We start from the raw sequence: 16,687 nt of genomic DNA, 5'->3' as shown, positions 1-16,687 counted from the left end.
GTAAATTGCGAATGCATATTATCCAGCCCGGCAAGAAATAGATGTGATCAGTTTCTTGTTTTCAACAAAAGCCTTATTTCGCGTGCGGATTGCGCGTATCGGTTTCTTCCAGATTGCGCAACAAGATAGCGAATTCCAGGCTGACATCCTCCGGCAGCGCTGCATACACAATGTGCCCGTTGCCTGGCGCCACGTTGGTCGGCTGCCCTTTTTTGTTGCGCAGGGCCTCCAGTTTGAACTGGATGTTGCCCTGCGGCGTCATCATTTCCACGCTGTCACCGACGCTGAATTTATTCTTCACATCGATTTCCGCCCAGCCATCGACGCGGTTGCCGGTGAATTCACCGACGAATTGCTGACGGTCGCTGACCGAGAATCCGTATTCATAGTTTTGCTGTGCGTCGTGCGTATGGCGGCGCAGAAAACCTTCGGTATAGCCGCGATGCGCCAGGCCTTCCAGCGTAGAGAGCAGCGTCGGGTCGAAGGGTTTTCCGGCAACGGCGTCATCAATGGCGCGGCGGTAAACCTGCGCGGTGCGGGCACAATAATAGAAAGATTTGGTGCGGCCTTCGATTTTCAGAGAGTGCACGCCCATCCGGGTCAGGGTTTCAACGTGCTGAATAGCGCGCAGATCTTTTGAGTTCATAATGTAGGTGCCGTGTTCATCTTCGAACGCACTCATATATTCGCCAGGACGCATCGCTTCTTCCAGCATGAAGACTTTGTCCGTTGGCTGGCCGACGCCCAGCGTCGGTTCTACGGCATCCACCTGTTGTACCGGGATGGGTTCATGCTGATGCACGATACTGCCGATATCGTTCTCTTTGCCTTCCTGAACCTTATATTCCCAGCGACAGGCGTTGGTGCAGGTTCCCTGATTCGGGTCGCGTTTGTTGATGTAACCGGAAAGCAGGCAGCGGCCGGAATACGCCATACACAGCGCGCCGTGAACGAAAATTTCGATTTCCATGTCCGGCACCTGGGTGCGGATTTCAGCGATCTCTTCCAGTGACAGTTCACGCGATAAAATGACCCGCGTCAGCCCCATTTGCTTCCAGAACTTCACCGTCGCCCAGTTCACCGCGTTAGCCTGCACCGAGAGATGAATATCCATCTGCGGGAAGGCTTCGCGCACCATCATGATCAGCCCCGGATCGGACATGATCAGCGCGTCCGGCCCCATGTCGATCACCGGTTGCAGGTCACGCAGAAAGGTTTTCAGCTTGGCATTGTGCGGGGCGATGTTGACCACCACGTAGAACTTTTTACCCAGCGCATGGGCTTCGTCGATGCCGGTTTGCAGATTCTGATGGTTAAATTCGTTATTACGCACGCGCAGGCTGTAGCGCGGCTGTCCGGCATAGACCGCATCTGCGCCATAGGCGAAAGCGTAGCGCATGTTTTTGAGGGAACCGGCAGGGGAAAGCAGTTCAGGAACAAAAGAATCGGGGGTCAACATAGTCAATCTCAGTCTGATCACAAGTCAGGGCCGTCCCGTATGTGGGGCGACGAAAGGCCAGAATTGTAACGTCTGAGTTGATCAAAAGCAGCCGGTTAGTGTGGGTATTTGGGGTTTTACGGGGTCAGATCAATTTTTGGCGACTGAGGTTGCCGCAGGAACGTGACAACCTCAGGAAAAGGGCGATCAGGCAGTTTGCTGGGTCAGATCACGGATATCCGTGGTACTCCCGTTTTTAACCACCGACTGCACGCCTTTTTTTGCTGCACTTTCGGTCGTGTACATTTCGCTCACGCCAATTACCTGATGGTTTTTGGCTTTCAGTACGAAGTAAAACTGACCGTCTTTTGACGGTTTCACTTCGTACTGCTCTTCATGCGGGGCATTGTTTTGTACCGAGGTGATGCCGTTTTCCGCCGATGCTTTACTGGCATACATTTCACTGGTGAGAATAATCTCTCCGTTCCCGGCCTTCAGGTTAAAGTGAAACTGTCCATTCTTCGCTTTTTTCAGATCATAGTGACCAGTTGCCATAAAGGTTATCTCCAGCAAGAGGGGGGTGATTTTCCTGAGATAAGTGTAGTTAAAGAAGAATGTTTCGCGGCAATAAGAGGAAGTTATGGCATGAAATGTGAACCGGCCGACAGACTTTCAGTAACTTTACAAAACTGAAATGCCGGCCCGGAGCGCATCAGGCGAGGTGGCAGGGCTCCGCTTCCCAGCGATAACCGACGCCGTAAACCGCGCGGATAAAGGCTTTTTCCCCATCAAGGGATTCCAGCTTACGGCGGAGATTTTTGATGTGACTGTCGATGGTGCGGTCCGTCACCACGCGATAATCATCGTAGAGATTATTCAGCAGCACTTCGCGGGTAAACACGTAGCCCGGTTTCACCGAAAGCGTCTTCAGCAGCCGGAACTCCGCCGGCGTCAGCTCCAGTTCATGCCCCTGGAATGACGCCTGAAAACGCGCCTCATCAATGTGCAGCCCGTGGCTTTTCGTGAACGTTTCCTCAGGCCGCACGCAGCGTCGCAGGATCACTTTTACACGCGCTACCACTTCACGCGGGCTGTAAGGCTTGCAGATATAATCATCTGCGCCAATTTCCAGCCCCAGCAGGCGGTCAATTTCCTCGGTTTTCGCCGTGACCATCATGACGGGCACGTCAGAAAACTGGCGAATATCGCGGCAGATAGACAGACCACTGCTGCCCGGCAACATCAGATCCAGCAAAATCAGCGCGGGTGGATGGGCCTTGACCTGGGCGATCACATCGTGGCCGTCCGCCAGCCACTGCGTGGCGTAACCTGCGGCCTCGAGATAGTCGATCAGCAACTGAGCGAGTTTCGGCTCATCTTCCACGATCATAATTTTTAACGGCGCAAGGCCGGACATTACAGAATCGTTCATCAGTTTCTCGGTCCATGTGGAACAGAAAGCGGCAGGACGACCGTGACACGCACGCCGCCTGCGGGAGAGTGGCTGGCGCTTATCTGCCCGCCGTGTGCTTCGACGATATTCTGGCAGATCGCCAGGCCTAAACCTGAGCCACCGCTGGCGCGATTGCGCGAGCCTTCGGTGCGGTAAAAGCGTTCAAAAATGCGCGTCAGCTGTTCATCACTGATGCCGGGGGCGCTGTCCTGAAAGGTCAGACACAGCGATTTCTCACGGATTTCACCCAGGATTTCCAGCCCGCCATTGGGGTCAGTATAGCGCAGGCTGTTTTCCATCAGATTATTGAAAAGCTGAGAAAGACGCTGCGGATCGCCGAACACCTCGGCGCGCTCCGGCAGCGTGCTGGTCAGGGTTAACTGTTTGCTGTGGAAACGATCGCGCGAACCGGCCTCTGCCAGCTGGACCAGATGCACGACATCGGTATCGACTTTGCGATAAGCCAGTGCGCCGGCATCAGAAAGGGAAAGCTGATGCAAATCATCCACCAGTTTGGTCAGGATCGACACCTCGGATTGCAGCGACTCCAGCGAGCCGAGGGTCATTTTACGCACGCCGTCCTGCATGGCTTCCAGCTCGCCGCGCAGCACCGCCAGCGGGGTGCGCAGTTCGTGGGAGATATCAGCCATAAATGCCCGCCGCATCTGTTCATTTTTTTCCAGCGTCATCGCCAGCTGGTTGAAATCCTGCGCCAGTTTGCCCAGCTCATCCTCGCTGTCAACTTCCACCCGCGTGCTGAAATTCCCCGCCGCAAGCTGATGGGTGCCGTTGACCAGCCGTTTTACCGGCGCGAGCATTCCACGGGATAAAAGCCAGGTCACGGCAGCAGCCAGCAAGGCGGTGAAGGCGACAATCATCCAGCTGGTGCGGCTTTGCTGGCGCTCGAAGTTAATATCGGCATCACGGGTCAGGCGTTCAGCCGGGGTAGAAATCACCGAACCTATCACCACGCCGTTGACCGTCATTACGCGGCGCGGCCCCTGCAGATCATGCGGAACCGGCTGATCGTAACCGCCGATGCGACGATCGTTACTGTCGAGGATCCAGAATTTAGTGCGCCATCCCTGTGGCGGCATTTTCGGGCTGCTGTTTTGTTCAAATGAACGCATGAGCTGATAAATCAGCCGGTCATTTTTTTCCAGAAACTCCCAGTTGCCGTGCTGCCGGTACTGCTCCTGTAAAGTGTCTGCCAGCAACTCGACGCGCTGTTCGTTGCTCTGACGAATGTAATCGATAAAGCCGCGCTCGAAGCTCATTCGCACGCCCCAGTTCATGGTAATAAGCACCAGCGCACAGGTGCAGAATATGGCCATGAACAGTTTTGCGGTGATACCTGGTTTCATGATTTTCTCATTGGATCGGGAGAACCGGCCGCAGCGCGACGACGGTCAATAAGGGCATTTTTCTGCGCATCCAGCGGCACGCGTGAGAAGACCCAGGCGGGCAGGGCAATCACCAGCGCCATCGACATGTAGCAATACAAAAATGCGGTGTGCATTGCGCTGCTGCCGACGCTGACCTGCTGATGAGCAAACAGGCCGATGAGTATCCCCGCGACGCTGACGCCGAGGCTCATTGACAGTTGCATGATCATAGACAGCAAACTGTTACCGCTGCTGGCAAGGCGCGGCGGCAGATCTTTCAGCGTCAGCGTGTTCATCGACGAGAAGCGCAGTGAGTTCACCATTCCCTGGAAAAACAGCACCACGGGAATCATCCACACCGCGCCGTAAATCGCCACGAGCGGGAAGATAAGCGTAATCATCGCCAGCAGCAGGGTGGCGATGACCAGCGCATGACGGTAGCCGAGCTGATTCACCAGCCGGACGACCACCCGTTTCATGCCCATACTGCCGAGCACCATCGGGATCATCATCAGCCCGGCATGAAACGGCGTGAAGCCCATGCCGAGTTGCAGAAAAACGGGGGTCATAAACGGCAGCATCCCGCTGCCGATGCGGCCAAGAAAACTGCCGGTCAGGCCGATTTTAAAGGTCGGCGTATGGAAAAGGCGCAGGGAAAACAGGGCGGATAAATTACCGCGGGCGTGCAGCCAGTAAATGCCCAGCGCGCCAAAGCCGACGACGGTCAGCAGCAGCAGTTCCGGCGGGGTCAGCCCGAGGCCACGGCTGCCGTCGAGCGCCAGCGTCAGGGTGGCCATGCACACGGCGAGCATCACAAACCCGCTGATATCAAAGCGGCGGGTCTGCATTTTGTAGTTCGGCATGATCATGAGTGTTGCGATACATCCGGCGATGCCCACCGGCAGGTTAATCAAAAATATCCAGTGCCAGCTGGCGTACTGCACCAGAAAACCGCCCAGCGCCGGGCCGAGCAGAGGGCCGACCTGACCCGGCAGCGTCACCATGGTCATGGCCGCCATATATTCACTGCGCGGCACGATTTTTAGCACCGTCAGTCTGCCCACCGGCACCATCATCGCGCCGCCAACGCCCTGCACCACGCGGGACATCACCAGTTCGCGCAGGCTGTCGGACTGCGCACACAGCAGCGAACCTAAGGTGAACAGGACGATGGCCGAAAAGAAAACCCACTTAACGCCGACTTTGTCTGCCAGCCAGCCACTGGCGGGCAGCATCACGGCCACGGTCAGGACATACGCGACCACCACCGAGTGCATGTGCAATGGGTTTTCACCCAGGCTGTGGGCCATCGACGGCAGCGCGGTGTTAACAATGGTGGTATCGAGTGCCTGCATGAAGAAGCCAAAGGCGACGATCCACAACTGCCAGCGCACAGAGGGCGGCAGGGGGGCGGAGGGCAGTACGGTGTCAGTGTTTTCAGATTTCATCGGGTTATCGCATCAGCACAATCATTGTCGCGGCTTGCAGAGGGTCATCAGGCCAGACCTACAGTGTAGCCAGATTGCTCCGGCAGAAAATGGAGGAATTAAGGAGAGTCCCCCTCATTTCTCCCAACGATTTGGACATGACTTATGACAAAAAGGTCGGACTTTCAGCCACCCATTTTATATCAGAATGCTAAGGTAAACCCTGAATCACAAATCGTTCGCACGCGAAGAAAATCTACCCTGACCGTTTAGAGGAGTGAGTGATGAGTAAAAGAGAATTAGGCCGTTCAGGTATCCAGGTACCGGTACTGACTTTTGGTGGCAACGTGTTTGGCTGGACGGTCGATCAGACGGCCTCATTCAGCCTGCTCGATGCCTTGCTGGATCACAACCTGAACTTTATCGACACCGCCGACGTCTATTCCGCCTGGGTCGAGGGCAATCAGGGCGGCGAGTCCGAAACGATCATCGGCAACTGGCTGAAGAAAACCGGTAAACGCGATCAGATCGTTCTGGCGACTAAAGTCGGTAAACCCATGGGAGAGGGCAAAGTGGGCCTGTCCCCCCGCTACATTAAAGACGCGGTGGAAGCTTCGCTCAGACGGCTGCAAACGGACTATATCGATCTCTACCAGTCGCATGATGATGATGCCGATACGCCGCTGGCTGAAACCATGGCCGCGTTTGATGCGCTGATTAAAGAAGGCAAAGTGCGTGCCGTTGGCGCGTCGAACTACAGCGCGCCGCGTCTGGCCGAGGCGCTGAAAGTCAGCAAGGAGAACGGTCTGGCGCGGTATGAAACGCTGCAACCCTTGTACAACCTGTATGACCGCAAAGTGTATGAAGAAGCGCTGGAAAAGGTCGTGACGGACAACGGTCTGGGCGTCATTAACTTTTACGGGCTGGCCGCTGGCTTCCTGACCGGGAAATACCGCACTCAGGCTGACGCCAGTAAAAGTCTGCGCGGTGAAAGTGTGATCGCGCGTTATCTCGATGAACGCGGTCTGAAGGTGCTACGGGGGCTGGATCAGGTCGCTGAAAAGCACGGTGCGCAGCCTGGCCAGGTCGCGCTGGCATGGCAGATTGCCCGCCCCTCCATCACTTCCCCGATCGTCAGCGCGACATCCTTGCAGCAGCTGAACGAACTGGCGCAGGCCGCAACGCTGAAACTGGATGATGCAGATATTCAGACGCTGAATGACGCCAGCGCCTGGTAAATTTGCCATCTCAGAAATAAAAAAAACCGCCCGGATGTCTCAGGCGGTTTTTTTACATCTGGCGTTCAGCGATTAACGGAACAGCGTTTGTGCCCAGCGAGCCAGACCGGCGGTCACCGAGCCGAAATCATTGCCACCCACCAGCGGAATACCCGGCAACTGCGCCTGCAATGCCGCGCGCAGAAGCGGAGAACGCGCACTGCCACCGGTCAGATAAATCACGTCCGGTTTTATTTCGCTGCTTGCCAGCGCGAGATTGACCTGTTCCTGAATGCGCTCCAGCGGCTGTGCAATGGCTTCGCTCAGTTGCTGCTGGCTGATGGTTTCTGCCAGACCGGATTCGATGAAGTCCATGGCGGCCGTGACGTTCTCGCGTTGTGAAAGCGCTATCTTGCTCTCTTCCGCCGCACGCACCAGACGATAGCTCAGGCGCTGTTGCTGGACTTTCAGCAGGCGCTTAATCAGCTCCGGCTGCGCGGCGTCACGGATCAAGTCACGCAACATGCGGCCATTGGCGACGCTGTAAAAATCCAGCTGCGCCGGGACATCATTTGTCGCTACCGCATTCCAGTAAGGCAGCGCAGGGATCGCCGTGCCTTTTTGGGTTTCGCTGCCCATGCCGAACTGAGGCGTCAGTTGTTTGAACGCCGTCATAATATCCAGATCGTTACCGCCAACGCGGCAACCGCTGTGGCCGAGCAGGCTGTTCTGGCGTTCTGCTTTATCACGCCATTGCGGGCCCATCAGCAACACCGAGCAGTCCGTGGTTCCGCCGCCGATATCGACGACCAGCACCGTTTTCTCTTCAGTCAGCGTGGCTTCAAAATCCAGACCGGCAGCGACCGGCTCAAACTGGAAAGCGATATCACGGAAACCGGCACGTTCTGCGGCGCGTTGCAAAATACCCTGCGCCTGACGGTTTGCGTCATCTCCGCCCATGCCCTGGAAGTTAATTGGCCGGCCAATGACGGTCTGATGAATCGTCTCTTGCAGGATAGATTCTGCCTGACGCTTGATGTGGAACATCATGGCGCAGACCAGATCTTCGAACAGTGCAATTTGCTGTGGTTTCAGGCCGTTTGCGCCAAGGAAGGATTTCGGAGAGCGGACAAAATAAACCTCTTCCGGATCTTCCATATACGTTGCCAGCGCCTGCAAACCAAAGTGAACGCTGTTGGCGTTAACCGGAATATCTTCCTCACGGTTAAAACTGACACTGCGGCGCAGCAGCGCCAGATTTTCATCACTGCCTGTCGGCACCTGTCCGTGACGGTTCAGCCATTCGCTGACCGCTTCACGCGATGGTGCACACAGCATGGAGGGTAAATAAGGATCGTTATTTTCTAACGCCAGCAGGTGGGCGTTATTGTCGCGCATCACCGCAACGGAGCAATTCGCTGTACCGTAGTCAAATCCAATAAACATTACTGTTCCCCATGCCAAAGAAGGGGCGGGACTTTACCGGAGCGGGCGACTTTCATCAAGCAGGAAGGGGTCATGTTTTGAGATTTTTAGTATGAATTATTCCCTCTCTTTTCACGGAGAGGGAATAAAAACGGCCTGATTTTATTTCAGTAACGCCTGTGCTTTCGCGACAACGTTATCGACCGTAAAGCCGAACTCTTTGAACAACTGTTCAGCAGGGGCTGATTCGCCGAAGCTGGTCATGCCAACCACGCCGCCATTAAGGCCGACGTATTTGTACCAGTAATCCGCAATACCTGCTTCAACCGCCAGGCGTGCCGTGACTTCATTTGGCAGCACCGATTCGCGGTATGCCGTGTCCTGTTTGTCATACACGTCAGTGGACGGCATGGAAACCACGCGCACTTTCGTGCCTGCTGCGGCAAGCTTGTCTGCGGCTTCAACCGTGATACCCACTTCAGAGCCGGTGGCAATCAGGATGACGTCAGGTGTGCCCTGGCAATCTTTCAGCACATAACCGCCGCGCGCCACGTTAGCCAGTTGCTCCTGTGTACGCGGTTGCTGGGTCAAGTTCTGACGGGAGAAAATCAGTGCAGCCGGGCCGTCGTTACGCTCGATGGCATATTTCCACGCAATCGCCGACTCGACCTGATCGGCCGGACGCCACAGACTCATGTTGGGGGTGACGCGCAGGCTGGCCATTTGCTCGACCGGCTGGTGCGTCGGGCCGTCTTCGCCCAGACCGATGGAATCATGGGTGTAAACGAACACGTTGCGGATCTTCATCAGCGATGCCATTCGTACCGCATTACGGGCGTACTCAACGAACATCAGGAAAGTGGCTGAATAAGGCAGGAAACCGCCGTGCAGCGCGATGCCGTTGGAGATTGCCGTCATGCCGAACTCACGTACGCCGTAGTGAATGTAGTTACCGGCCAGATCATCGCCCAGGGATTTCGAGCCGGACCACATGGTCAGGTTGCTTGGGGCAAGGTCAGCGGAGCCGCCGAGGAATTCAGGTAAGATTTTACCGAATGCTTCCAGCGTATTTTGTGAAGCTTTACGGCTGGCAATATTGGCCGGGGCGGCCTGCAAACCTTCAATGAATTTCTGTGCGTCAGCTTCCCAGTTTTCAGGCAGCTCACCGTTCACGCGACGTTTGAATTCTTTCGCCAGATCAGGGTAAGCACTGGCATAGGCGGCGAACTTTTCATCCCAGGCTTTTTCTTTCGCTTTACCCGCTTCTTTGGCATCCCAGGCAGCATAAATATCCTGCGGAATTTCAAAGGCAGGGTAGTTCCAGCCCAGCGCTTTACGGGTGGCAGCCACTTCATCCACACCCAGCGCAGCACCGTGCGCATCATGCGTACCGGCTTTATTAGGTGAACCAAAACCGATGACTGTTTTGCACAGTAACAGGGAAGGTCTGTCGGTCACTTTGTGGGATTCTTCGATGGCTGCTTTGATGGCGTCAGCATTCTGACCATCGACACCGCGGATCACGTGCCAGCCGTAGGCTTCGAAACGTTTGGCCGTGTCATCGGTGAACCAGCCTTCAACATGGCCGTCGATAGAAATGCCGTTGTCATCATAAAACGCGGTCAGTTTACCGAGTTTCATGGTGCCAGCCAGCGAGCAGGCTTCGTGGGAAATCCCTTCCATCATGCAACCGTCGCCCATAAAGGCATAAGTGTGATGGTTAACAATGTCGTGGTTTTCACGGTTGAACTGTGCGGCCAGCGTGCGTTCTGCAATCGCAAAACCCACGGCATTGGCGATGCCCTGACCCAACGGGCCGGTGGTCGTTTCAACGCCCGGCGTATAGCCATATTCCGGGTGGCCCGGTGTTTTGGAGTGCAGCTGGCGGAAATTCTCCAGCTCTTTCATCGGCAGATCATAACCGGTGAGGTGCAGCAGGCTGTATATCAGCATGGAGCCGTGACCGTTGGACAGCACGAAGCGATCGCGGTCTGCCCAGTGCGGGTTGGTCGGGTTGTGATTCATGTAATCGCGCCACAACACTTCGGCGATATCCGCCATCCCCATGGGAGCGCCTGGGTGGCCGGAATTGGCTTTCTGCACCGCATCCATGCTTAACGCACGGATAGCGTTCGCGAGTTCTCTACGAGAAGGCATATTTTTCTCCGGTGAATGGCCGCTGAACAGGTCAACGGCCATTGAAATAACAGTGAGTGGAATTACAGTTGAGCAGAAAGCATGTCTTCGAGTTTCTGCTGATCGACGGCGAACAGGCGGATACCTTCAGCCAGTTTCTCAACGGCCATGGCGTCCTGATGATGCTCCCAGAGGAATTCTGCCTGAGTCAGCGGTGCAGGCTGTTTGCTGCCCTGCGATGACGCTTGCAGCTTACGTTCCACCGGTGCCTCGCTGGCTTTCAGCTCTTCCAGCAGGGCCGGTGAAATGGTCAGGCGGTCGCAGCCCGCCAGTGCCAGAATTTGTTCAACTTTACGGAAGCTGGCACCCATGATCACCGTCTCGTAGCCGTGTGATTTGTAGTATGTGTAGATCTCACGGACAGATTTCACGCCCGGATCTTTTTCTACGTCATAGGTGGCGTCAGGATCTTTGGCTTTGTACCAGTCATAAATGCGGCCAACGAACGGAGAAATCAGGTAGACACCGGCTTCGGCGCAGGCGCGTGCCTGAGCAAAGGAGAACAACAGCGTCAGGTTACAGTTGATGCCTTCTTTTTCCAGTTCTTCGGCGGCCTTAATGCCTTCCCACGTAGAGGCCAGTTTGATCAGAATACGGGATTTATCGATCCCCTGTTCCTGATATAAGCCGATGAGTTTGCGGGCTTTCGCGAGGCATTTTTCGCTGTCAAAAGACATACGCGCATCCACTTCTGTCGAGATGCGACCGGGCACGCTTTTGAGGATTTCGACACCGATATTGACCGCCAGTTTGTCCGTGGCGTTGATCACCTGATCTTCTTTGCTGCCACCTTGTTTGCGGGCGTAGTCCACCGCGTCTTTGATCAAATTCTGATACTGCGGGAGGTCGGCGGCTTTCAGGATTAAGGATGGATTGGTGGTGGCATCCTGCGGTTCGAAATGACGGATAGATTCAATGTCACCGCTGTCGGCAACCACGGTAGTTAGCTTTTTGAGGGCGTCTAACTGGTTCATCTCTACATCTCCTTAGCTAAAAAACGATACAGCAACAGGTCGTGCGACTCTTTTTCACAGGGGGTCTACCCTGCATCATTCTGTTAACAATATGAATACGCTTTTTCTGATTGTTGTAATGGGTCAGAGCAATGAAAAAGCAAAAGCCTACGCAAGGCTGAGCTTTCAACCTGAGTTGCGCAAGGGGGAACCTTAAGCTTAGTTGAATTTTGCGAGACGTCTTCCGCGAACGAAAAGTAATCAATGTAACGCACAACTTTTGGTCGTGCTTCGGCCTGTGTCGTGGCAGGTTATCTATACTGTTGTGCGGGAAAACCGGATGTTGCGGCTTCCCTTGCTCTGTACCCCTGAAAAAAATAAGAAACAGAAAAGGACCCTACGATGGACGAACAACTCAAGCAAAGTGCGCTCGATTTCCACGAATTCCCGGTGCCCGGAAAGATTCAGGTTTCCCCGACAAAACCGCTCGCCACACAGCGGGATCTGGCGCTGGCGTACTCGCCGGGCGTGGCCGCGCCTTGTCTCGAAATTCAAAAAGATCCGCTGGCGGCATACAAATACACGGCTAAGGGAAATCTGGTGGCCGTGATTTCTAACGGCACGGCGGTGCTTGGCCTCGGCAATATTGGTGCGCTGGCGGGTAAACCTGTGATGGAAGGCAAGGGCGTATTATTTAAAAAATTCGCTGGTATAGATGTGTTTGATATCGAAGTGGATGAGTTGGATCCCGACCGGTTAATCGACGTCATTGCCGCGCTGGAGCCAACGTTTGGCGGCATCAATCTTGAAGATATCAAAGCGCCGGAGTGTTTTTACATCGAGAAGAAACTGCGCGAGCGCATGAATATTCCGGTGTTCCACGACGATCAGCATGGCACCGCGATCATCTGTACCGCCGCTGTTCTGAATGGTTTGCGCGTGGTCGGGAAAAATATTTCAGATGTACGGCTGGTGGTGTCGGGTGCAGGAGCATCGGCTATTGCCTGTCTGAATTTACTGGTGGCGCTGGGGCTGAAGCGCCACAACATTACGGCCTGTGATTCCCGCGGCGTGATTTATCAAGGCCGTGAAGAGAACATGGCTGAAACCAAAGCGGTGTATGCCATCGAAGACAACGGCCAGCGCACGCTGGCGGACGCTATCCCGCAAGCGGATATTTTCCTCGGTTGTTCCGGGCCTGGTGTGCTGACGCAGGACATGGTGAAAACCATGGCAAAAGATCCGCTGATCCTGGCGCTCGCTAATCCGGAACCGGAGATTTTGCCGCCGCTGGCAAAGGCCGTCCGCCCTGATGCCATTATCTGCACCGGCCGGTCTGACTACCCTAATCAGGTGAACAATGTTCTGTGTTTCCCGTTTATTTTTCGCGGGGCGCTGGACGTTGGCGCAACGACCATCAATGAAGAAATGAAGCTGGCCTGTGTGCATGCGATCGCCGATCTGGCAATGGCCGAGCAAAGCGATGTAGTGGCTTCGGCCTACGGTGAAGAGGAGCTGTCGTTCGGCCCTGACTACATCATTCCTAAGCCTTTTGATCCGCGATTGATCGTGAAAATTGCCCCGGCGGTGGCTAAGGCGGCGATGGATTCTGGTGTCGCCACGCGGCCCATTCTGGATTTCGATGCCTACGTCGAGAAGCTTTCGGAGTTCGTTTATAAAACCAATTTGTTTATGAAACCGATTTTCTCGCAGGCCAAAAAAGAAGCGAAGCGGGTGGTCATGGCCGAAGGTGAAGAGGAGCGCGTTTTGCAGGCCACGCAGGAACTGATCACTCTCGGGCTGGCGAAACCGATTCTGGTCGGGCGACCGAGCGTGATTGAAATGCGCATCAAGAAACTCGGTCTGCAACTCGAAGCGGGCAAAGATTTCGAAGTGGTCAATAACGAATCCGATCCGCGTTTTAACGAGTATTGGCGTGAATACTATGACCGCATGAAACGACGCGGCGTCTCGCAGGAGCAGGCCCGGCGGGCGGTGATCGGCAATCCGACCCTTATTGCGGCGATTATGCTGCTGCGCGGTGAAGCTGATGCGATGATTTGCGGCACGGTCGGTACCTACCATGAACATTACGATATCGTGGAAAAGGTGTTTGGTTTTCGCGAAGGCACCCACGTTGCCGGAGCAATGAATGCCTTGCTGTTGCCGAGCGGCAATACCTTTATTGCGGATACCTATGTCAATGATGACCCGACCGCAGAACAGCTGGCGGAAATTACCCTGATGGCGGCAGAAACGGTGCGGCGTTTTGGTATCGAGCCGAAAGTGGCGCTGTTATCCCATTCCAGTTTCGGCACGTCGGACAGCCCGGCGGCGCTTAAAATGCGCAGGACGCTGGAGCTGGTAAACGCGCGCGAGCCGGATCTCGAAATCGATGGTGAGATGCACGGTGACGCTGCGCTGGTGGAAAGCATTCGTCAGGACATCATGCCGGACAGCCCGCTGAAAGGGGCGGCCAATATTTTGATCATGCCGAATATGGAATCAGCCCGCATCAGCTACAACCTGTTGCGGGTGTCCAGTTCGGAAGGGGTGACCGTCGGGCCGGTGCTGATGGGGGTATCAAAACCGGTGCACATTCTCACGCCCATTGCCTCGGTACGCCGTATTGTGAATATGGTGGCGCTGGCCGTGGTAGAGGCGCAAACCGAACCTTTATAACGCGGGGATCCTGACGAAAACGGGCATCAGCAGGATGCCCGTGACGTCTGCCCGCGGCCTCAGTATTTGACTTCGCCGATGCGTTCGAGCGCATCGACGATCAGATCCCAGAAACGCTGATGATCCAATTTTACCGCCACTTGTGTATGGCAGTCCGGCGGCGGCGGGGCGCGGAAATCAGCCACTGTCATGCCAAGCGTCAATGTGCCGGTCAGTTCAATATCCACCGGCACTTTGCGTACGGTCATTACGTTCGGATCAATGACGTAAGCGACGGCGCAGGGGTCATGAACCGGCGGGGAATCAAACCCCTGACGATCTTTGTAACTTAATCCGAAGAAATCGAGCAGCTCGCCCACAAATTTTGCCGGTTGCGTGCCGACGGCGGCGATACGCGCCGCGACTTCCGGCGTTGCCAGCGCCTGATGAGTGAGATCCAGTCCGACCATGGTCAGCGGCCATTTCTCGTTGAAGACGATATGCGCGGCTTCCGGGTCGATTTTGATGTTGAACTCCGCGACGGCACTCCAGTTACCGACGTGATAACCGCCGCCCATCAGCACGACTTCTTTGACGCGTTCAGCAATGCGCGGTTCTTTGCGTACCGCCATGGCGATGTTGGTCAGGCCGCCGGTAGGCACCAGCGTGATGGTTTTTGGCGGATGCGACATGATCAAATCAATGATCAGATCGATGGCGTGAACGGGTTCCAGCGTGATGGCCGCTTCCGGCAATACCGGGCCATCCAGACCAGAATCGCCGTGGATTTCGTCGGCGATTTCCACCTGACGCACCAGCGGACGAGTGGCACCTGCGGCAAAGGGCACGCCGGTCAGGTTAATCACCCGCGCCACGGCAAGGGCGTTACGGGTGACTTTTTCCAGCGTCTGGTTACCGACTACGGTGGTGACTGCCAGCAGTTCGATTTCCGGATTACCGTGTGCCAGCAGCATGGCAATGGCATCGTCATGCCCCGGATCGCAATCCAGGATGATCTTTTTGACCATGTTTTATTCCTTTAAAGTGTAGGGATACGTCGTTTTGCCTGACCGGATTATTTTTTAGCTTGTTGCAGCCACTTATCCAGTTCATTGGCGAATTGCTGGCGGTCGCGCTGATTGAGCGCGGGCGGTCCGCCGGTTTGCACGCCGCTGGCGCGCATGGTGTCCATAAAATCACGCATATTCAGGCGCTCTTTAATGGTTTCGGTGGTGTAGCGCTCGCCGCGCGGGTTGAGCGCCACGCCGCCTTTCTCGATGACTTCGGCGGCCAGCGGGATGTCGGCGGTGATCACTAAATCTCCCGGCTCAGTGCGCTTCACAATTTCGTTATCCGCCACGTCAAAGCCCGCCTCAACGCGCAGGGTGCGCAGGAATTTTGACGGCGGCGTGCGGATGATTTGGTTAGCCACTAACGTCACCATCATGCCGGTTCGTTCGGCGGCACGGAACAGGACGTCCTTGATGACATTCGGACAGGCATCGGCATCAACCCAGATTTGCATCAGTGTCGCTCCCCGTAAGATCAGCGTGCAGATTCAGCCAGTCGCGTGGCGGCAGGAAATCACTGTACAGCGCCGCTTCCGGGCTGCCGGCTTCAGGCTGATAGCCGTATTCCCAGCGGACCAGCGGCGGCATTGACATCAGAATCGACTCCGTACGGCCACCGGTTTGCAGGCCAAACAGCGTTCCGCGATCCCACACCAGATTGAATTCGACATAGCGGCCACGGCGATAGAGCTGGAACTGGCGCTCACGTTCGCCCCACGGCAGCAATTTGCGCTTTTCAACAATGGGCAGATAAGCGTCGGTGAAACCGTTGCCCACAGCCTGCATAAAGTCAAAGCTGGTGGCGAAATCCGGGGTATTGAGGTCGTCAAAGAACAGGCCGCCGATGCCGCGCGCCTCATTGCGGTGTTTAATAAAGAAGTAGTCGTCGCACCATTTTTTGTATTTCGGATAGACGTCGTCACCAAATGGCTGGCACAGCTGTTGCGCCGTGAGATGCCAGTGGCGGGCGTCTTCTTCAAATCCGTAATAAGGGGTGAGGTCAAACCCGCCGCCGAACCACCATACCGGGGCTTCACCGGCTTTTTCGGCAATGAAGAAACGCACGTTCGCGTGGCTGGTCGGGACATAAGGATTCAGCGGATGAATCACCAGAGAAACGCCCATCGCCTGAAAGCTGCGCCCTGCGAGCTCGGGGCGGTGCGCGGTGGCGGAAGCGGGGAGCATGGCGCCGGAGACGTGGGAAAAATTAACGCCAGCCTGTTCGAAGACTGCGCCATTCGTTAACACCCGGCTCTGGCCGCCGCCGCCTTCTTCACGCACCCACTGATCTTCGGCGAACTGGCCCTGACCGTCGGCGGCAGCCAGTTGCTGAGTGATGTGCTCCTGCAGTGAAAGCAGGAAGGTTTTAACTTGCTGAATGTCGGGAATCGATTGGCTCACAGGCAAACTCGCAGACGTTGACTGAAAAGACATTCAGCGCCTTGCGGGCGCTGAATGAGAG

The 16,687-nt window shown here is 55.6% G+C and carries 13 protein-coding genes; 2 read left to right on the top strand and 11 right to left on the bottom strand.

What is annotated here, in order from left to right; genetic code table 11:
* Positions 1–73: 73 nt before the first annotated feature.
* The 5 genes from yegQ to mdtD form a co-directional block, all read right to left on the bottom strand.
* Positions 74–1,459 (bottom strand): tRNA 5-hydroxyuridine modification protein YegQ, encoded by a 1,386-nt coding sequence (gene yegQ / locus ABSH60_RS04275; protein WP_390972839.1) that lies wholly within the window; start codon positions 1,457–1,459, stop codon positions 74–76.
* Positions 1,460–1,645: 186 nt separating this feature from the next.
* A complete protein-coding gene (locus ABSH60_RS04270) occupies positions 1,646–1,993 on the bottom strand; it encodes a YegP family protein (RefSeq protein ID WP_122097438.1) in 348 nt (115 codons plus the stop codon).
* A 157-nt stretch (positions 1,994–2,150) separates the two neighbouring features.
* Complete coding sequence (gene baeR / locus ABSH60_RS04265; protein WP_390972837.1) at positions 2,151–2,870, bottom strand: two-component system response regulator BaeR; 720 nt, start codon at positions 2,868–2,870, stop codon at positions 2,151–2,153.
* Complete coding sequence (gene baeS, locus ABSH60_RS04260) at positions 2,870–4,255, bottom strand: two-component system sensor histidine kinase BaeS (protein ID WP_390972835.1); 1,386 nt, start codon at positions 4,253–4,255, stop codon at positions 2,870–2,872. Before baeS ends, baeR begins: the two co-directional genes overlap by 1 nt.
* The gene (gene mdtD / locus ABSH60_RS04255; protein ID WP_390972833.1) at positions 4,252–5,724 is read right to left on the bottom strand and encodes a multidrug transporter subunit MdtD; all 1,473 of its coding nucleotides are present in this window, start codon (positions 5,722–5,724) and stop codon (positions 4,252–4,254) included. The genes baeS and mdtD overlap by 4 nt, the downstream gene beginning before the upstream one ends.
* Before the next feature lie 263 nt (positions 5,725–5,987).
* Here mdtD and ABSH60_RS04250 point away from each other — a divergent pair, with 263 nt between their 5' ends.
* On the top strand, positions 5,988–6,941 hold the full coding sequence (locus ABSH60_RS04250) for an aldo/keto reductase (protein WP_136374774.1): 954 nt from the start codon (positions 5,988–5,990) through the stop codon (positions 6,939–6,941).
* Positions 6,942–7,013: 72 nt separating this feature from the next.
* Here ABSH60_RS04250 and yegD read toward each other — a convergent pair whose 3' ends face one another.
* The 3 genes from yegD to tal all read right to left on the bottom strand — a co-directional run bounded on the left by yegD (position 7,014) and on the right by tal (position 11,515).
* Positions 7,014–8,366, bottom strand: a complete 1,353-nt coding sequence (gene yegD / locus ABSH60_RS04245; RefSeq protein WP_390972831.1) for a molecular chaperone — start codon at positions 8,364–8,366, stop codon at positions 7,014–7,016.
* Between the two features lie 141 nt (positions 8,367–8,507).
* The gene (gene tkt, locus ABSH60_RS04240) at positions 8,508–10,502 is read right to left on the bottom strand and encodes a transketolase (protein ID WP_390972829.1); all 1,995 of its coding nucleotides are present in this window, start codon (positions 10,500–10,502) and stop codon (positions 8,508–8,510) included.
* A 62-nt stretch (positions 10,503–10,564) separates the two neighbouring features.
* Entirely contained in the window at positions 10,565–11,515 is a 951-nt protein-coding gene (tal, locus tag ABSH60_RS04235) for a transaldolase (RefSeq protein WP_136374777.1), read from the bottom strand.
* Positions 11,516–11,896: 381 nt separating this feature from the next.
* Between tal and maeB the strand changes: the two genes are divergently transcribed.
* Positions 11,897–14,176 (top strand): NADP-dependent oxaloacetate-decarboxylating malate dehydrogenase, encoded by a 2,280-nt coding sequence (gene maeB / locus ABSH60_RS04230; protein ID WP_056781154.1) that lies wholly within the window; start codon positions 11,897–11,899, stop codon positions 14,174–14,176.
* A 59-nt stretch (positions 14,177–14,235) separates the two neighbouring features.
* Here maeB and ABSH60_RS04225 read toward each other — a convergent pair whose 3' ends face one another.
* From ABSH60_RS04225 to hemF, 3 genes are read right to left on the bottom strand one after another with little or no spacing between them, the layout of a single operon-like run.
* Positions 14,236–15,183, bottom strand: a complete 948-nt coding sequence (locus tag ABSH60_RS04225; protein WP_056781151.1) for a nucleoside hydrolase — start codon at positions 15,181–15,183, stop codon at positions 14,236–14,238.
* A 47-nt stretch (positions 15,184–15,230) separates the two neighbouring features.
* The gene (locus tag ABSH60_RS04220) at positions 15,231–15,680 is read right to left on the bottom strand and encodes a YaiI/YqxD family protein (protein ID WP_056781148.1); all 450 of its coding nucleotides are present in this window, start codon (positions 15,678–15,680) and stop codon (positions 15,231–15,233) included.
* Positions 15,664–16,659, bottom strand: a complete 996-nt coding sequence (gene hemF, locus ABSH60_RS04215; protein ID WP_217204598.1) for an oxygen-dependent coproporphyrinogen oxidase — start codon at positions 16,657–16,659, stop codon at positions 15,664–15,666. Before hemF ends, ABSH60_RS04220 begins: the two co-directional genes overlap by 17 nt.
* Positions 16,660–16,687: the final 28 nt, after the last annotated feature.

The organism is Rahnella sp. R3(2024) (genome assembly GCF_042920125.1).
GTDB lineage: Bacteria > Pseudomonadota > Gammaproteobacteria > Enterobacterales > Enterobacteriaceae > Rahnella > Rahnella rivi.
This window is presented reverse-complemented; position numbering and strand designations above follow the sequence as displayed.